Here is a 16,569-nt window from a genome sequence, read left to right on the forward strand (position 1 = left end):
ACCACCTTATCTTTGCGGATCATCAATAACTACTGATGACTCTTTATCAAGTTTTTTGATGAGGAAAACGCCGCCTTCTTCCTGATACGAATGCGTAACTGCCGGCTCGTCACCGGTAATTTTTGTACCCTTTGGAACTTCATGTCCAAGACGTGCAAAACGCTCAGAATCATATCTGTCCACTCTTGCAGTATCGCGAAGTTCAGGGCCTATGATGTCACGTGCTTCTTTTCCATAGATTTTATCTACTTCATACCATGCTGCAAATTCATCCCCTTCAAGAGGATATGTTTTTAAAAGAGGGTAGCCTTCCCAGTCATACGGCATTAAAATTCTTTTCATAAACGGATGGTTGTTCGCTTCAATGCCAAACATATCAAACATTTCACGTTCACTCCAGTCAGCACTTCTGAAAAGCTTTTCAACACTGTCAACAGCCTCTCCGTTTTTAATGAAATATTTCACACGGATACGTTTGCGTTTTGTCATGGAAAGCATCTGATAAAAAATTTCGAATGTATCATCTTTTGCCAGCCAGTCAATAGCAGACATTTCTGAAAGCTGTGTATATTCCAACTCATCGCGCATCAATTCAAGCACACCGTAAATATCATGCGCATTGATGTATACGACCATTTGTTCCACTTGAATATAGGCCTCTTTCACTTCAAATTTTGCTTGAATCGCCTCTAAATCTGCAGCAAAAACCGCATCTTCTTCTACCGCTGTTTTCGGTACCTGCGGCGCTACATAAAATCTGTCTGTATAGTATGCCTTTGCCTGTACATTGTCTTTAGGTTTATACGCTCTCATATTACATTAACCTTTTAGCTTTTTGTGCATTGCCTGCTTTGTTTGCACGAATTTTCTTTTGTAACAACATTACACCGTACTGCAGTGTTTCCGGACGCGGTGCGCAACCGGGAAGATACAGATCAACCGGAATAATTCTGTCACATCCCTGCACTGTCGCATAGGTATTGAACATTCCGCCTGTATTTGCACATGAACCCATTGATATTACCCATCTCGGTTCGGTCATCTGGTCATACAGACGTTTGATGAACTCTGCATGCTTTTTGGTAAGTGTACCGGCAACTATCATAACATCCGCCTGACGGGGGCTCGCACGGAAAATTGTTCCGTAACGGTCAAAGTCAAATCGTGAAGCACCTGATGCCATCATTTCAATACCGCAACATGCAAGACCGTATGTTAGTGCCCATAGAGAATTAGAACGTCCCCAGTTTACAATTTTATCCACGCTTGTCAGTGCTATCGGTAAACCACCGTCCTGTGTATAATTTACTTTATGTTGTGCCATTCCAGCGCTCCTTTTTTCCATGCATATACAAAACCTATTGCCAATAACAATATAAACATTATCATTTCAGCAAAACCGAACCAACCAAGCACTTTAAAATCTACTGCCCAAGGGAACATAAATACTATTTCCACATCAAAAAGCAAAAAAAGCAATGCAAACAGATAAAACTGCGGTGACACCCTGTTTGGCTGCTTAGTAATTTCCGGTCCACATTCATACACTGAAAGTTTGATTTTTTCACTGTCTTTACGTGCCAATGCACGACTCGCCAATCGGGCGACGACAGTCGTTGTAATAAACGCACCAAATGTTATAACAAAAAGTACAAATACCCCAAAATACGGATTTGAAGTCACTATATGCTCCATATAACCTACCTTTTATTTTAAAAGTTATATTTATTAAAAATATAACTGATTTTTATATTTGTTTTCTAACGATGAAAAACGGTTTTTGTTGCAAACCTATTTTCATTTGTTACTAGAAAAAACAGTTACTGCACTATAGCAAAATGAATATTAAAAAAAAGTTTTGTGGAAGATAACTCATACCAAATGTCACTTATCGCAACACTGATACGAGTAAATATTTTGTTAGTTTAAAAGAAGCTTTAAAATTATTTGTTTAAAAATCCCATAGATTTCTCACTGTCAAAGTTCGCATCTTTTTCACGCTTGATTTCATCAATAAAGTCATCAAGCGTAAAGAGCGGATTCTCCCGTACAGCGACTTTATAGGCTGTGTTTTTGATTATGAGACTAATCTGTCCACCGGTAAGAGAATATTCTGCAAGCGCTGCAACATTGAAGTTGTCCTCATAAGGTGCTTCTTTTGGTAACATTTTCTTCCAAAGCTGTACCCGTTGTTCTTTGTCCGGTTTTTTAAACTCGATTTTATAATTAAATCTTCTGGAAAAGGCTTTATCGATATTTTCAAGCAGGTTTGTCGTTGCTATGAGCATTCCTCTGAAATTTTCAATCTGTTCCAAAAAGATATTTTGCATCTGGTTGTGCATCTGATCCGAGCCTGTGATATTACCGCTGCTTCTTGCACCCAGGAACTGGTCTGCTTCATTGAGTAACAGTATAGGTTCTGTTTTTGTTTTTTCGCTCAGTTCATAAAAAGTATCGAATATTTTACGGACATTTTTTTCACTCTCTCCTACATACATAGAAAGGATCTTGGAACAGTCAAAAGCCAAAACCTGGCGTTTGAGTGATTTTGCCAGGGAGTATGCCGTCATTGTTTTTCCGGTTCCTGCAGGTCCGTAAAAAATTATTCTGGCATCTATACCGCTTTTTTTATCTTTGATACCCCATTTTACAAGGCGGCTCACAACCTCTTTATCTACCTGTTTCATCAGGTTTTCAAGCGTCTCTTTTGTTTTGGAATTAAGCACGACATCATCCAAAGAAGTCTCAGGCTCTACCAGTTCAAAAATATCCTGTTCTTCTACCAAAGCATTCAGTTTTAAGCGTGTTACTTTTTTTGTTTTTTGCGGATGAATAATTCTTTGCAGCACATCATCTACTATATAGAAAGAACGGCTGATTCCGCCAAAAGGATTGAGCATCTCTTCATAATCTATAATCCCATTGCTTAAAAGGTTTGAACCCTCTTCTAACAATGAACGGTTTTTAATACGTTCATACTCATCAAGCGAAATCAAATCTATCAACGTATTCATTTCCCTCAGTGAAGAGTCAGTTGATCCGTACTCTTCACGAAGCAGTGCAATAAAAATCACCTGCTCATAGTTGCTCATTTTCTTCTGTTTGAAAAATTTGTCCAAAACAAGATTTTCAGAACTCTGTTTGACCCGCTCTTCAATGCGCTTTTCAAGCAGTTTGAGTTTGTTTTGCAATCTGTCTATCCCAAGGGAGTGCTCATGGACATTTTGGCGTATCACACTCATTTTCTGATAGAGTTCAATCCGAAAAAACTGATCCTGCAGGTACTCAAGATGGTCAGAGTAGGGCTTTACTTCAGGCAAATCCAAATCCAGCGTGCCGTCTTGTAAGAGTTTTAAAAAAGCAGGTGTGAGCCCTACTGCAGTGTTTAAAAGTTCAAGCGGTGTCACATCCGCTATTTTTACAGGAGTAAAGCTTTGCTGATGCAGCCAACCGAGTTCAAGCAGACTTTTCAGTTCTCTTAAATGTACCAAATGTTCATAGTTTTCACTTTTGTACAAATCCTGCAGCAAATCTAGGACAAGTACATCATCCTGTCCTTTCATATACCTGTGCGCAATATACTGCAGTATCTTTGCTTCATTGATACTGCATTTTAGATGGATAAATATCTCCGATTTTTCAATCTCTTTTTCGTTTAAAAAGTTAACTAGTGTTTTCAATTATTTCCTTAAAATTTATACCCTAAACCGGCTGAAACAAGCAGCGCTCTAGAGTTGCTGAATGTACCGTCCAGTCCGTTTATATTCGTCGTTCCAGAAATTGTTCTGTCTTTTTTTATGGAGTACAATGCTGACAAGCCTATATCCATACTATCATTTATTTGATAACGTCCGCCAAATGAAAAAGAGTATGCATTGCTTCCCGGTGATTCAAAATTGAGTGTAGACTCCGGCGTTGGAGTTTCATCATAAATCGCACCTGCCCGTAAAGTTACCTTGTCCAACTCCTGCGTAATACCCAAACGAAATGTGTTTGTATCTTTCCAGTTTTTAGGTTTGGGATTATCAAAGGCAGCAATCAAAACCGGGTTTGTAAGTGATCCGTCATACTCAAAATCAAGAGATTTATAGGCAGACCAGTATGCTTTTTCATAAACAACTTCTACTGTTGTTTTTGTCTTCTCAAATGTATAAGCTCCGGCAAGCATCAATGTTGCAGGGAGAGGAATACTCACACTTGCCTCACCGTTATATGAACCTGCAGGAATGGCTCCTCCCAATGCAGCCGTTGATGAGAGTCTCGCGCTTCCTTCTACCGTCAAATTTACATTCGAACGGTATGTGGCAGCCAGTTCCAGTGCTTTTGTCGGGTGGTATGCCAGGGCGAGATTATACCCGAAATCCAAAGAGCTTCCTTCAAGATCACGGCTGATATAGGATGTTGCCAAAGGAGATGCATTGACAATTGCGCTTTCACTGCTTTTTACAACCCCGCTTGTATGCACCGCTCTAAAACCAAATGCCAATGCCAGGGTGTTTGTAATTTTATACGCAACACTTGGGCTCACTTCTACAATCTTTAATGTAAACTCCTGAGAAACAAGTTTGGCAGAACCCTCTTCCCATTGTCTGCTCAGTCCGGCAGGCACAGTGATACTCAAACCGACACGCACACCGTTTTGACCAAGTTTTGGAGAGACATAATGGAGTGAAGGAAGAATAAAAGTCTGTTTTTCCGAATTGAGTTCTTCTGCGCCTGTAAGTGTTTTTGCGTAAGTTCCCTTAAAGTTTGTAGAGCTTAACCCTACATACATCAAATCCACTTCTGCATGTTGTGCATCATCCATAAAAACCATATTTGCCGGATTGTCATATGCAGCATCGGCATTTTTTGTATGGGCAATATTTGCTCCCCCAAGAGCAACTGAGTTTGTAGAAGTTTCCGGAATTTTATATCCGCCCGCCATTATTATTGAACTTGCCATCAATGACATAAACACTGTTTTTTTCATATTTTTTCTCTTTTTGATATTTTCTGCGGACAATACTATCTTATTTTTCCTCAAATATCTATAAAAGACACAAAGCCCGCACTGAAGTACGGGTTTAGAGCTGGAACGAGTATAAAAGTGCTATCTCCTCAGCCCATATCGTTTCATCTATCGTTTCCAGGATAAGCGGTATATCATCCATACGTTCATCGTTCATGATGAATCTAAACGCATCCAGTCCGATTTCACCCTTGCCCAGTGAGTGATGTCTGTCCACTCTGCTCCCCAAAGGCGGTTTTGAATCATTCAGATGCATCCCGCTCAGATACTCAAAGCCGACAATCTCACCAAATGCATTCCATGTTCTCTCATAGGCTTCACGCGTGCGTATATCATAACCCGCAGTAAACATATGACAGGTATCTATACAGACACCGATTCTTGATTTGTCTTCTACCTTGTCTATGATATATGCCAGATGTTCAAACTTATATCCAAGGTTACTGCCCTGCCCTGCCGTATTTTCTATGACTGCTTTGACATTTTTTGTTTTATCAAGTGCCAGATTGATGGACTCGGCTATCACATCCAGACATTTGTTTTCGATTTCCTCTAAAAGGGCCTTGTCTTCTTTTTGTTTTTTGGTAAGTTTTGCCAAATGGCTGCCGGGGTGAAAGTTCAGTTTGTCTAGTCCCAAAGCATCACAGCGCTCCAGTTCATCTATAAAAGCCACGCGTGATTTTTCAAGTTTATCAGCTTCGGGGTGCCCCAGATTTATCAAATAACTGTCATGCGGCAGTACATGTTTTGGTAAAATTCCGCTCTCCTCTAAGGCAGTTTTAAACTTTTGTATCGTCTCATTGTCAAGAGGTTTTGCAACCCACTGTCTTTGGTTTTTTGTAAAAAGGGCAAAGGCTTTTGCACCTATGGCTTTGGCATTAAGCGGTGCATTGTACACACCGCCGCTTGCACTTACATGTGCGCCTACATATTTATGGCCTGTCATCAGTTTGGTTCCTTAATTTTAATGAGTATATGGTTTTTTTTGTCTTTAAAATAAATTTCTCGGGAGTTTACCCTATATTTTATATCTACATCTGAAGTTTTTATATTTTGTATAAATCCGTTATCTTTTTTTAAGCTGTTTTTACCGTCATATATTTCTTTCCCCAATATTACGTTTTGCAGCAAAGAAGGAGGATAAACACCAGACAAATACTCTTGATTAAAACTGCTTTTGCTCATACATCCCTCATTCACACAGATCAGATGATTTATATGAATGCGCTGAAGCACATGCCCCGCAACAAAAAGTTCCAGTTCTATCGCATCTTTGCTGTGCCGTATATAGCCTATGTCAGAAAACTTTAGTCTTGGAGATTTTATAATGACTATTTTTGCCTTTGTATGTTCATAGTTTTTTATACTGCATCCCCCAAAGAGAAGAAGTATAAAAACCGCTAAAAAATATCTCATCTATTTTTCTAAAAACTTACCGCACTTTTTTGTTGCAGTGCCGCCGAATTCTCTGATTTCTCGTGCTGTACCGTTTTTTGCTATCACCTGTCTTTTACACTCGTCTTTTGCTATACACTCTTTATTTTCACATCCTATATCTTCGGGTACCTGTGCCATATCCGCTTTCCTTATTAAAATAATTTGATGAAATTATAATATATTTTTGTCAATTTGCAATACTTTTAAAAGATTTCTTTTTTCTCTGCTAATATTAAATTATGAAAATCCATATTGACATCGACTGCTTTTTTGTCAGTGCAGCTCGTATACTTGAGCCTTCTTTGGAACACAAACCTGTTGCCATCGGCGGAAGAAGCGATACAAAAATATTTACCAAAGACGCAAAGAACCAGAGAGTCAATTTTGAAAATTCCGGTTCGTTTGTACCGACTTTTTATAAAGCCTATGAAAACGGGGATGATCTCAAAAGTTTTCAGGACGAAGACGGACGTATCCGCGGTATTCTCACAACTTCAAGTTATGAAGCCCGTGCCTATGGCATCAAAACCGCCATGAGTATTCGACAGGCTCTGCAACTCTGTCCGCATCTCATCATCAAAGCACCAAATATGTCTTTGTACCAGGAGCTTTCTCACAGACTCCATGACTTTCTAGCACGCAAAATTCCGCTTGTCGAGCAGGCATCTATTGACGAATTTTACGGAGATGTAAGCGGATGGATAGATGATGAAGATATACCACAGTTTATAGACAGCTTGCGCCATAAAATCAAAAAAGAGCTCCAGCTTCCTGTCTCCATCGGTGCCGCATCCACACGCTACATCGCAAAACTTGCAACAGGCTATGCCAAACCTTTTGGATGCAAAACGATTACAAAATACGAATTTGACGGATTTGTCAACCCCATCAAAGTAGAAGATTTCGCAGGCATAGGCAAAAGTATGAAAAACAAACTGCACAGTGCACAAATCAAAACACTCGGAGAACTGCGAAAAAGACGGGGAACTCTGGAGTCATGGGGACCGTATGCAAAAGAGCTCTATAAACGTGTCAACGGAGAAAGTGATGCGCAGATTAAAACGACCCATCAAAGAAAATCCATCGGAATATCCAGAACTTTTGATCCGCTCTATGACAGAGCAGAACTGCTCAGACGGGTTCACATTCTTGCCAGACATCTCAGCTTTGCCATTATAAAACTTCAGGTAATTCCCACTGTTTTTCATTTGGGTATTGCCTATGAAATGCATCAAAAATCTCACAAAAACATCTCTCAGGCAGAAATATTTACCGAAAAAAAGTTTGATGCCTTATGCATTTCTCTTTTTCATGCGGCTGACATTCACAAGCGTCTTTGTGTCGTTCGTTTGAGTATCAACTGCTCAAGCTTTACGAGGGATTCAAAAAAAGAGCTCTCACTTTTAGGCTTTGAAGAAGAAAGAAAAATGTATACGCTTACATGTAAAACACAAAAACTGCGTGAAAAGTACGGTATGGATGCCCTCAGATTTGCAAGTGAACTCTAAAATCAACATCATAATCTAAACTTATATTTAAAAAAACAAAAACTACTTCGAAAAGTAACAATTATCATTATTTTTTCTTATTTTGTACTAAAATTCATTGTTTTTCACATACTTCAAATTAATTTAAGCTTCTCTTCCATACAATAGCTCAAATATCACAAAAATATCAAAAAAGAGTGTAGGGAATGTGATGATTATATTTGTTTATTTTATAGTTATTGCTTCTGTTCTCTCTTATATTGACAGTAAAAAAAGAGTTATTCCGGACAGAATTATACTTCCGGCATTTGCAGTGTTGGTTATTTTAAAATGGTGGGATGCAGACCTGTCTGTGTATGATTTATATGCGGTCTTGATTGTACTTGTCATATTTATCATCCCTGTTATTTTAAATATGGCTTTTGGCGGCGGTGATTTACGATTTGGTGCCTTTTGTGCCCTTTTTGTAGGTTTGTCACAGGTTGGGTATTTTATCATATTTTCAGGGCTGATACATCTTGTGATTTTAGCTGCTCTGAAAAAGAAAAGCTATGGCTTTGCTCCGGCTATGAGCATTGCCGCAATACTGAGTTATACAATAGGAAAATTATGAGAAGAGGTTCTGCAGCACTGGTACCATTGTTCCTGGCAATTATTCTGCTGTTTTGGTTTATCTGGTTTATGGGCGGTGAGAGTGACAACCTCCACAAAGTCAACCAGTTGGAAAATTTGCAGCATACGCAGGAGCGTCTAATTATTGCAGCCTGCCAAAAGAAGCAGGAGCTTTATGATGCAAACAGAAGTCTCACTGATGCGCAGTTAAATGAAAAAGTGAGTCAATACATTCATAATATTATGGTGTTAAACAACATAGATGAAAACTAAAAAAGGGGAAAAAATGAGAAAAATCATACTTGTAAGTCTGTTTGTACTGACGCTGGTACTCTCGGCAAAGACAACAACAAATGTGACGTTGCAGACACCGTATGAAGAAGAGGACGTGCAAAATGACTATGGTGACAAGATTATGTACCAGAATGTCAAAATCAATACGCAAAATTTTAAAATCAACAATTTTTGGGGAAAATTTTCAGATGCCGCACAGGACCAGTCCAATTTTACAAATATTGCAACTGCCGCAAATGTAAAACTTACAATAGAAAATGTCTTTACATGTAAAGACGGCGGGCTACCGGAAGAAGGCTGTTCAGGGCAAAAACCGTTTTTGATTAATGATGGAACTTTAGCTAATCCCCAACTGCAAAAAGATGCCATGGGACAAATTTTGCCTACTGGTGAATATAGAATTCCTTTTGATTCCGCACAAAACTATGATCCTGACCATGATGATGCTTTTTATGCTTTGGATGTTTTTCGAGACGGCAAATATTACCAGGATGACAATACAAATGATTATAACAATGAAAAACCAAGAACTTTTTTTGGTTATATGGTACAACTGATCAAAACTTATTTTTCTCCGCAAAACGATACAACAATAGTAGATGCTTTAACGCAAAATGAAATAGAATCCAGAAACCGATATATGGCAAACATTATTTTTGGTCTGCAACAAGACTACCGTATAAAAAAAGAATCTGCTATCGATACGAACAGTATCAATCAGGCTTTTTCTACAAAACAGCCCTCTTTGCTTGATTATAATGCCCTAATGATAAATGATACAACAGGCTGTGACGGCATCTTTTTTACCTTCAATCCGGACAGTCTGACATGTAAATTCCAAAACTTTTTCGGGATGACGCAATGGATGCCTTTTTTTGGAAACGGTGCCAGTCTGCTGGGTGAAAATTCTAACAAATCCAGCATACAGTCAGACTCTGTTTTAGAGGATACAGAAACAACCCTGCTGACACTGGCAAGCAAACTCGACAATACCAATTATGTACAGCCTAAAATTGATCCGCAAACAGGAAGAGTAGGTATTCTCGGAGAAGTTTTTAAACCGATGATATTCATGGCAAAATCCATGTTTCGCTTTTTCTTTGGGGAGAACTCAAAAACACTCACAGAAACTGTCAGTGTAAACTTTGATTTTACAAATCATATGCCTTTGACTTTTATGCAGGTACAAAACGGCATAGTCAAAGGCTTTGAGTATTTTAAACTTTTAGGCATTGAAAGTGTCTATGGTACAGAGGTACAGTCCTGTAAAGTAAAAGATGAAAAAGGAATCTTTGGCTGGCGTTCATCATATCAGACATTTACACAGGGAATTCCAACGGACACAACATTGGATGGTGGGAAAACACGCAAGAGATGTGCAGATGATTCGGCTGTATCTGATTATAACCTACTCTCAAGAACATCCGAAACTTATCATGACCATTGTTTATATCTCAATCCGTTTAATTATTCTACACAAACAGAATATACTATTCACGTATCTACTGAAGATTGGCTGGACTGGTGTAAGCGCAATCAAGGCAGACAAAAGAAAGGTTTGTTTGGAAGAATAATTGACACCTTTACAAATATTGTGAGTATTTTATCGGGACACTCTTCCAATGGAGCCGATTATGATACGCAACTTGACAATCTATTGGACAAGAATGATTATAGCGTTGTCGAATACAAAGAAAAAGTACACAAAGGACTTATTCTCCATCTGAAAAAAATAGACATTGAAGATATTAACGCAACAACTCCAGGAACAACAACAGAGTTTGAAATCATTAAAGTCTCACGAGGCAGTCAGAACAGAAATGATCAAAACAACAACCAAGACAACAGCCAAAACAGTAACAGTCAAAACGGAGGAATGCATTAATGATAATAGCCTATGTATCAAAAGTCGACAAAGAGTGCTACAATGATCTAAAAGACGAATTTACCGATGTCAAAAACTTTAACTCCATCAATGATTTTATCAGTTTTTATGCTGTTAGCAAAAACCGCGATGTGGTACTGCTTTACAGAGTTGAAAATCTTGAAGATATCGAAAAGATTGAAGAGATACACTTTAACAATAATATTTATATGATTGTTATAGGCAAGAATGATACAAAATTTTCTCTGCTGGCAGGAAAAATCGGTGTAGATGTATACCTCAGTGAAGAAGAAGCCAATTCGGGACTTATCACAAACCTCATCATCAAGTCACAAAGCATTATAAAACAAAGACGCGGAAACAGTAACATATCTGTATTTACAGGTATCAGCGGTGGAGTTGGAACAACAACAATTTCTATGAATCTTGCAAAAACACTGGCACAGGACCATCCAGACAAAAATGTTTTATATCTTGATTTTGCCTACACAAAAGCTGTTTCTAACCTGTTTTTTAATTATCCGCAGCCCAAAAAAACCATAGTTGACATATCTAGTGTGCAAAATCTGGATATGCAGGAACTCTTTGAAAACGGTTTGGAAAAACTGAATGACAACCTCTATTTTGTCCCGGGTGTACAAAAACATACTGACAGAGAAGAGCTGGAAAAACCTGAAAACATACAGATGTTTTTAAACTTTATCATGTTTATCAAAGAAAAATTTGACTTTATCATTATAGATGTCGGGGTTTTTGAAGATGTCGATTTAGAGATAGATATTCAAGAGATCGCAGACAATATTTTTGTCATTACCGAATTTTCCATTCCTTCCATGTCTATTTTAAAAACATATATAGATATCATTGACAAAAGCGGATGGTATTCCAAAACACACATCATAGCCAACCGTTCAGACTCTTTTGGAAGTGTTACCCAGGAGGAGGCAAGAAAGATACTCTCAAAAGGCCTAAAACACAACTTTGAAATTGCTTTTGCCTTGCCGAATGATGCTGTTCATTTACGAGAGTGCTGGAATGAAGCGCAACTTGTCTGCGACGAATACCCGGATTCGCCTTTTATGCTAAAGCTCAAAGAGTTTGGAGAAAACTTTTTTATTCATGATGCTTCTTTGTATGAAAATGCCCACAAAGGCGAACACTCTTTCTGGTCCAAGGTGAAACGATGGCTCTAAAAGAAAAAATCAAAGAACGGCACAATAGCACTGAAGAGAATGTACAGATCAAGAGTACTGCCTCAACTGTACATATTGAAGAGAACCTCTGTTCTGAGTTTTGTTTCCCGCTGATTTACAGAAATGAAGAGTATTTTCAGCTTGCCTGTTCTATATATGATGCTTTTGTCGAAAAACTTAATATTAACGGAAAACTTACAGAAAAAATGATACGGGAAGTTGTCATCAAACATATATCTGAGTTTACTTTGCCAAAACCTGCCCTTAAAACGGAAATAGCCGACTTTGTTATAGACAATCTGCTCAACTACGGTCCGATTTCAACGATTATGCGTCTTGCAGGGCAAGGGCTCAATGATATTTTAGTCAACACAAAAGATTATATTGATGTTATTTACAACGGCCAGACTATAGCAACACCGTTTAAATTCAGGAATGAAGAAGATTTGCGCCGTTTTATTAACAGAATGCTCATGGCTTCAAACAGAAAAATCGATGAGTCACACCCTATTGCCTCTGCAAAACTGCCCGACGGCTCACGTATAGAGATACAAATACCGCCTGTTTCTGCAAACCTTGACAGCGACGGCAATCCCGGCTCCTATGTCACTGTGAGAAAATTTCGCGAGATTCCTCTGCTTTTTGAAACCTTGATAGACTCAAATATGATTGATTTGAAAATGGCATATTTTCTCATAAAAGCCATACGAGGCAAACTTAACATTGTTGTCTCCGGCGGTACATCAAGCGGAAAAACAACTTTTTTAAATGCCATTACCCGTTTTATAGACGAGGGCGACCAGCTGCTCACCATAGAAGATACAAAAGAGATGAAACCGCAAATGCCCTGCCATGCGATTCGCTCCTTTGAGGCACGTCCGCCAAACGAAGAGGGTGCAGGAGCGATCACGATTGAGAGCCTGTTACGTACGGCTTTGCGTTCAAGTCCACGACGTATTATTGTCGGGGAGTGCAGAGGTCCAGAAATTGTCACGATGCTCAATGCCATGAACACGGGACATCCTGGTTCTATGACAACAATTCATGCGGATGATACAAAAGAGGCAATTGTAAGAATTGAAAATATGTTCCTAGAAGCACGTCCTACGGCAAATATGACCTTTGTACGCTCACAAATTATCTCTGCTGTTGATTTGATAATACAAATCGTCCGTTTTCCCGATGGAACAAGACGCATCGTCAAAATATCTGAACCTGAAAGACGCATAGAAGAAAACGGTGTCGTTTCCATGCTGGACCTGTTTGAATTTCAACGCAATGCCAACAGTGACAATCCGATGGATTCAAGCGGAAATTTCAAAGCAATTTCAGGTTCTTCGCGTGCTATATTAAAGATGATGCAAAACGGTGTCACAATGGAGAGTCGTATCTTTGACAATGATTATGTTGTCAGCAAAGAGATGCTTACAAATGAGCTTAAGGAGTTTCATCCAAAAAGAATGTGCGGATGGAAAACAAACTATATGTCTGAGATTATACAATCCTCCTATATCTCAAGCAAAAGCATATTAGAAAGATGGCCGAACCTAAAATAATGACTGAATTACAAATAGACATATTACTTATCTTTGTCATCACAAGCAGTGCTACTGCACTTGGCTATATTCTCTTGGCAGAGTACAAACGGACAAAACACATTAATTACATCAAGCATGTCATATCACTTGTGGATGTGGATGAAGATGACATTTTACGGGAAAAACATTTAGAAAGCAAAAATACGCTGAAAAACAAAATAAACGCTCTGATGCTTCAGGCAGGATTTCATTTTTCTCCCTACATTTTTGTTCTTGTTTTTTTCGCATTTTCTCTCCTGGCAGGATCTCTCTTTGCACTTTTTCTACGCCACTGGAGCGGGTATCTTATAGGTATCCCCTTTGGTTCATTCATCTTCTACATGATTTTACGTGCCATTATAGACAACAGAAAAAAGAAATTCAACAAAGCACTTGCCGTTGCCATTTCAGTGCTTGTAAAAATGATGAAAAACGGTATTGGGTTTGAACAGGCACTAAGCAAGTCAGTTTCAGTTTCAGGGTCCAAGCTTTTTCGTGACATATTTGCAAAATTTTTCCAGGAAAAAAATACTATCGGAGAGATGGAGGCTTTTAACAATTTAAACCAGTTTATCCATTCCAAAGAACTCCGTATCTTTGCCTTGGCGATTAAAATAGGGCGCGCGAGCGGTGGACAATTTTCAAATACTTTGGAAAAGGTTGAAAAAACGATCAGCTACAGAGAAAAAATGCAGGAAAAAGTAGATGTTGTTACAAGAGAAAGCAGTGTAGGCTCATATGTCGTTGTTTTAATTACCATCTTTTTATACTTTTCGCTGAATGGGAACTTTGACGGGAAACTGCATCAGTACTTTATGGAATCCCAATACGGAAGATTTCAGCTTTTGGGTATTGCTCTTTGGGTATTTACCGGCATAATGATCAATAAAGTATTGACAAGGGTACACAAATGACAGAACTGTTCTCATACATTACTCTTTTCATCTCTCTTGGCATTATCGCTTTTTTCCTCTCTTTGTATGCTTATGTGCATTATAAGCACAGGAGACTTTTAAGCGCCATTTTTGCCAAAGAAGATGACATAATTATCACTGACAATTTCAGTGCAAAAAAAGCAGAATTTAAATTAAAGCTTCAAAGAGCGGGACTTACACGCAAACAGTTTAATGAAATAGTATTTGCAAGTATTTTGGCAGGCATCTCTTTGATATCGCTGATTTTTATTATGGATTTTAGTTTTTTAACTGAGCTTTTTTTAGTTGTGTCAGGTGTTGCCATAGCAATATTTATGCCCTATATATATGTTGAAGAACAGATAAAGGCAAGAATCAAAAGAATAGAAAATGATTTGCCTATCTTTATAGATTTGCTGATTATCATTCTTGAAGGGGGCGGAGGACTCAACAATGCCATAGACAAAGTAACTACAGAAGGTGCAAGTGTTTTAGGTCCAGACCTCTTAAGTGAGTCTAAAAAGTTTAAAAACGAGTTTATAACATACTCAAGCGATGTAGCGTTTACAAATCTTGTCAACCGTACGGGAAGTGATGCAATTGCCACTATTGTCGGATTTATGCGACTTTCTGAGGAAACAGGAATCGGTGTCAAATCTATATTTGAGAATCAGGCGCAGGAGCTTAAATCAATGGAAATGCTAAACATAGAGAAAAAAGCCGCAACGATGAATATAGGCATTACGCTGGTCATGTTTATATTCATCTTACCGGCAGTCATCGCAATGATAGCATTTCCAATGGCAGCAGATGCCTTAATGCCGGGATTTTAAAAGGGAGTAATATGAAAAACAGAAAAACAAGAATAATCATGGGAATAATGGTCGGACTGGTGCTTTTTAGCTCCTCCGTAGCACTGCTTCTATACCTCAAACAGGGAAAGACAAAAGAGCACAAGGAAGCAGAAGTTGAAGTTTTTGTTGCGGCAAAAAACATACACAAAGGGGATGTTATTAATGCAGATTCACTTAAAAAAGCAAATCTTGCCAAAAGCTATATCAGCTTTACTCCTTTGACAGATACAGAAATTATAGGCCGATATGCCAATGTAGATATCTACAAAGGTGAGCCTATTCGTCCTGAAAAGATTGTTGCGATACCGCCAAAAACCGAGCAGGAAGCAGAGGCGAAAAAGCAAAAGAAAAAAGAAAAACAGGTACAGCCTCAAAAGACAGAAGCACCACAGCAGGTCACCAAAGACACACTCTCAGTCGCACTCTCTCTTTTTAGAAACCAGGACACATCTCTGCGTTCGGGAGATTTTGTAGATATAGCCTGTGCCATTCCTTCTGCAAACAAAAAAACTCCAGATCGCTTTTATACAAAATATGTCGCTTTACATGTAAAGATAGATACCTTTGTCATCAACGGGAACAGACAGACAAAACTTCTCAGTTACAATGAAAAGCAAATGCTTACCAAGGCAGATACTGTCATATTCCAAATGGCACCAAAAGAGATTAAAAACTTTTTGGCGTATTATTATAAAACACAGGCGCTTAACAGTAAGCGAGTCTATAATCTTCACAACTACGGAGGGCAGTTATGGATGATAAAAACACCCAAAGAGATCAACGTCAAGCTGCAAAAACAAAAAGAACTTCTCCTTGTAGACAAAAAAATGTTTAAAAAACAGAGAAAAAAACATGTACAAAGAGTGAAAATATCCTATGAAAACTAAACACAATTTTCGCAATGCCTTCGGTATGGGTCAAATCATGGCGATGCTGCTTGTTGTTCTACCTACTTTGGCATTTATCATAACACTGATGACAGACTACTGGAGTGTAATGCAAGAGGATTACAAACTCAAACTCATAGCCAATCAGACCTCTACCGTACTTGACAGCGAACAGGATCTCAGAAGCAATACTCTCAATGCAACACTCGATACAGAAGTAGGAAGCAGACTGTGTCCAAAAGGAACAACCATAAGCTTTTCTGCTCCGGCCGATGCAACCTTGCCTGGTCAGGTCATTGTAACCATAAAATATACCCATAACGGTCCCTATTTTAAAAACAAAACCTTAAGTACACAGATGCAAACCTATTCGTATCATGATCAAAACATATCAATCACCGGCACCTGCCAATAAAAA

At 38.5% G+C, this 16,569-nt stretch carries 18 protein-coding genes; 10 read left to right on the forward strand and 8 right to left on the reverse strand.

All coding sequences use genetic code 11. From position 1 onward, the window contains the following. Positions 1–6: 6 nt before the first annotated feature. The 8 genes from ACM66U_RS10075 to ACM66U_RS10110 all read right to left on the reverse strand — a co-directional run bounded on the left by ACM66U_RS10075 (position 7) and on the right by ACM66U_RS10110 (position 6,586). Positions 7–813, reverse strand: a complete 807-nt coding sequence (locus ACM66U_RS10075) for an NADH-quinone oxidoreductase subunit C (protein ID WP_418640680.1) — start codon at positions 811–813, stop codon at positions 7–9. Position 814: 1 nt separating this feature from the next. After that, positions 815–1,324, reverse strand: coding sequence for a NuoB/complex I 20 kDa subunit family protein (locus ACM66U_RS10080; protein ID WP_151899552.1), 510 nt, complete (start codon positions 1,322–1,324; stop codon positions 815–817). Next, a complete protein-coding gene (locus tag ACM66U_RS10085) occupies positions 1,306–1,695 on the reverse strand; it encodes an NAD(P)H-quinone oxidoreductase subunit 3 (RefSeq protein ID WP_151899551.1) in 390 nt (129 codons plus the stop codon). The genes ACM66U_RS10080 and ACM66U_RS10085 overlap by 19 nt, the downstream gene beginning before the upstream one ends. A 248-nt stretch (positions 1,696–1,943) precedes the next feature. Continuing rightward, positions 1,944–3,680 (reverse strand): ATP-binding protein, encoded by a 1,737-nt coding sequence (locus ACM66U_RS10090; RefSeq protein ID WP_346389620.1) that lies wholly within the window; start codon positions 3,678–3,680, stop codon positions 1,944–1,946. Between the two features lie 8 nt (positions 3,681–3,688). Continuing rightward, positions 3,689–4,972, reverse strand: a complete 1,284-nt coding sequence (locus ACM66U_RS10095; protein ID WP_151899549.1) for an OmpP1/FadL family transporter — start codon at positions 4,970–4,972, stop codon at positions 3,689–3,691. 94 nt (positions 4,973–5,066) lie between these two features. Beyond that, positions 5,067–5,957 carry a deoxyribonuclease IV gene (nfo, locus tag ACM66U_RS10100; protein ID WP_418640681.1) on the reverse strand — a complete coding sequence of 297 codons (891 nt, stop codon included), beginning with the start codon at positions 5,955–5,957 and terminating at the stop codon, positions 5,067–5,069. Next, positions 5,957–6,427, reverse strand: a complete 471-nt coding sequence (locus ACM66U_RS10105) for a hypothetical protein (protein ID WP_346389622.1) — start codon at positions 6,425–6,427, stop codon at positions 5,957–5,959. The genes nfo and ACM66U_RS10105 overlap by 1 nt, the downstream gene beginning before the upstream one ends. After that, positions 6,428–6,586: a hypothetical protein gene (locus tag ACM66U_RS10110; protein WP_188110025.1), complete on the reverse strand. Its 159-nt coding sequence runs from the start codon at positions 6,584–6,586 to the stop codon at positions 6,428–6,430. Between the two features lie 101 nt (positions 6,587–6,687). Between ACM66U_RS10110 and ACM66U_RS10115 the strand changes: the two genes are divergently transcribed. The 10 genes from ACM66U_RS10115 (at position 6,688) to ACM66U_RS10160 (ending at position 16,566) form a co-directional block, all read left to right on the forward strand. Then, positions 6,688–7,956: a Y-family DNA polymerase gene (locus ACM66U_RS10115; RefSeq protein ID WP_418640682.1), complete on the forward strand. Its 1,269-nt coding sequence runs from the start codon at positions 6,688–6,690 to the stop codon at positions 7,954–7,956. A gap of 190 nt (positions 7,957–8,146) precedes the next feature. After that, the gene (locus ACM66U_RS10120; RefSeq protein WP_151899545.1) at positions 8,147–8,548 is read left to right on the forward strand and encodes a prepilin peptidase; all 402 of its coding nucleotides are present in this window, start codon (positions 8,147–8,149) and stop codon (positions 8,546–8,548) included. After that, the gene (locus tag ACM66U_RS10125; RefSeq protein ID WP_418640683.1) at positions 8,545–8,820 is read left to right on the forward strand and encodes a hypothetical protein; all 276 of its coding nucleotides are present in this window, start codon (positions 8,545–8,547) and stop codon (positions 8,818–8,820) included. Before ACM66U_RS10120 ends, ACM66U_RS10125 begins: the two co-directional genes overlap by 4 nt. A gap of 13 nt (positions 8,821–8,833) precedes the next feature. Further along, a complete protein-coding gene (locus tag ACM66U_RS10130) occupies positions 8,834–10,726 on the forward strand; it encodes a hypothetical protein (RefSeq protein WP_418640684.1) in 1,893 nt (630 codons plus the stop codon). Next, positions 10,726–11,919: an AAA family ATPase gene (locus ACM66U_RS10135; RefSeq protein ID WP_346389625.1), complete on the forward strand. Its 1,194-nt coding sequence runs from the start codon at positions 10,726–10,728 to the stop codon at positions 11,917–11,919. Before ACM66U_RS10130 ends, ACM66U_RS10135 begins: the two co-directional genes overlap by 1 nt. Further along, complete coding sequence (locus tag ACM66U_RS10140; protein WP_346389626.1) at positions 11,910–13,475, forward strand: CpaF family protein; 1,566 nt, start codon at positions 11,910–11,912, stop codon at positions 13,473–13,475. Before ACM66U_RS10135 ends, ACM66U_RS10140 begins: the two co-directional genes overlap by 10 nt. Then, complete coding sequence (locus ACM66U_RS10145) at positions 13,475–14,410, forward strand: type II secretion system F family protein (RefSeq protein WP_151899540.1); 936 nt, start codon at positions 13,475–13,477, stop codon at positions 14,408–14,410. Before ACM66U_RS10140 ends, ACM66U_RS10145 begins: the two co-directional genes overlap by 1 nt. Continuing rightward, positions 14,407–15,243, forward strand: a complete 837-nt coding sequence (locus ACM66U_RS10150; RefSeq protein WP_418640685.1) for a type II secretion system F family protein — start codon at positions 14,407–14,409, stop codon at positions 15,241–15,243. The genes ACM66U_RS10145 and ACM66U_RS10150 overlap by 4 nt, the downstream gene beginning before the upstream one ends. An 11-nt stretch (positions 15,244–15,254) precedes the next feature. Beyond that, positions 15,255–16,151: an SAF domain-containing protein gene (locus tag ACM66U_RS10155; RefSeq protein WP_418640686.1), complete on the forward strand. Its 897-nt coding sequence runs from the start codon at positions 15,255–15,257 to the stop codon at positions 16,149–16,151. After that, positions 16,141–16,566 (forward strand): hypothetical protein, encoded by a 426-nt coding sequence (locus ACM66U_RS10160; RefSeq protein ID WP_418640687.1) that lies wholly within the window; start codon positions 16,141–16,143, stop codon positions 16,564–16,566. Before ACM66U_RS10155 ends, ACM66U_RS10160 begins: the two co-directional genes overlap by 11 nt. Positions 16,567–16,569: the final 3 nt, after the last annotated feature.

Source organism: Sulfurimonas sp. ST-27 (assembly GCF_048081595.1).
GTDB classification, from domain to species: domain Bacteria; phylum Campylobacterota; class Campylobacteria; order Campylobacterales; family Sulfurimonadaceae; genus Sulfurimonas; species Sulfurimonas hydrogeniphila.

Excerpts from the sequence above, each read along its gene's own strand:
- ACM66U_RS10075 (WP_418640680.1), bottom strand. The coding sequence starts at position 813 with ATGAGAGCGTATAAACCTAAAGACAATGTACAGGCAAAGGCATACTAT.
- ACM66U_RS10080 (WP_151899552.1), bottom strand. The coding sequence starts at position 1,324 with ATGGCACAACATAAAGTAAATTATACACAGGACGGTGGTTTACCGATA.
- ACM66U_RS10085 (WP_151899551.1), bottom strand. The coding sequence starts at position 1,695 with ATGGAGCATATAGTGACTTCAAATCCGTATTTTGGGGTATTTGTACTT.
- ACM66U_RS10095 (WP_151899549.1), bottom strand. The coding sequence starts at position 4,972 with ATGAAAAAAACAGTGTTTATGTCATTGATGGCAAGTTCAATAATAATG.
- nfo (WP_418640681.1), bottom strand. The coding sequence starts at position 5,957 with ATGACAGGCCATAAATATGTAGGCGCACATGTAAGTGCAAGCGGCGGT.
- ACM66U_RS10105 (WP_346389622.1), bottom strand. The coding sequence starts at position 6,427 with ATGAGATATTTTTTAGCGGTTTTTATACTTCTTCTCTTTGGGGGATGC.
- ACM66U_RS10110 (WP_188110025.1), bottom strand. The coding sequence starts at position 6,586 with ATGGCACAGGTACCCGAAGATATAGGATGTGAAAATAAAGAGTGTATA.
- ACM66U_RS10115 (WP_418640682.1), top strand. The coding sequence starts at position 6,688 with ATGAAAATCCATATTGACATCGACTGCTTTTTTGTCAGTGCAGCTCGT.
- ACM66U_RS10120 (WP_151899545.1), top strand. The coding sequence starts at position 8,147 with ATGATTATATTTGTTTATTTTATAGTTATTGCTTCTGTTCTCTCTTAT.
- ACM66U_RS10125 (WP_418640683.1), top strand. The coding sequence starts at position 8,545 with ATGAGAAGAGGTTCTGCAGCACTGGTACCATTGTTCCTGGCAATTATT.
- ACM66U_RS10130 (WP_418640684.1), top strand. The coding sequence starts at position 8,834 with ATGAGAAAAATCATACTTGTAAGTCTGTTTGTACTGACGCTGGTACTC.
- ACM66U_RS10135 (WP_346389625.1), top strand. The coding sequence starts at position 10,726 with ATGATAATAGCCTATGTATCAAAAGTCGACAAAGAGTGCTACAATGAT.
- ACM66U_RS10140 (WP_346389626.1), top strand. The coding sequence starts at position 11,910 with ATGGCTCTAAAAGAAAAAATCAAAGAACGGCACAATAGCACTGAAGAG.
- ACM66U_RS10145 (WP_151899540.1), top strand. The coding sequence starts at position 13,475 with ATGACTGAATTACAAATAGACATATTACTTATCTTTGTCATCACAAGC.
- ACM66U_RS10150 (WP_418640685.1), top strand. The coding sequence starts at position 14,407 with ATGACAGAACTGTTCTCATACATTACTCTTTTCATCTCTCTTGGCATT.
- ACM66U_RS10155 (WP_418640686.1), top strand. The coding sequence starts at position 15,255 with ATGAAAAACAGAAAAACAAGAATAATCATGGGAATAATGGTCGGACTG.
- ACM66U_RS10160 (WP_418640687.1), top strand. The coding sequence starts at position 16,141 with ATGAAAACTAAACACAATTTTCGCAATGCCTTCGGTATGGGTCAAATC.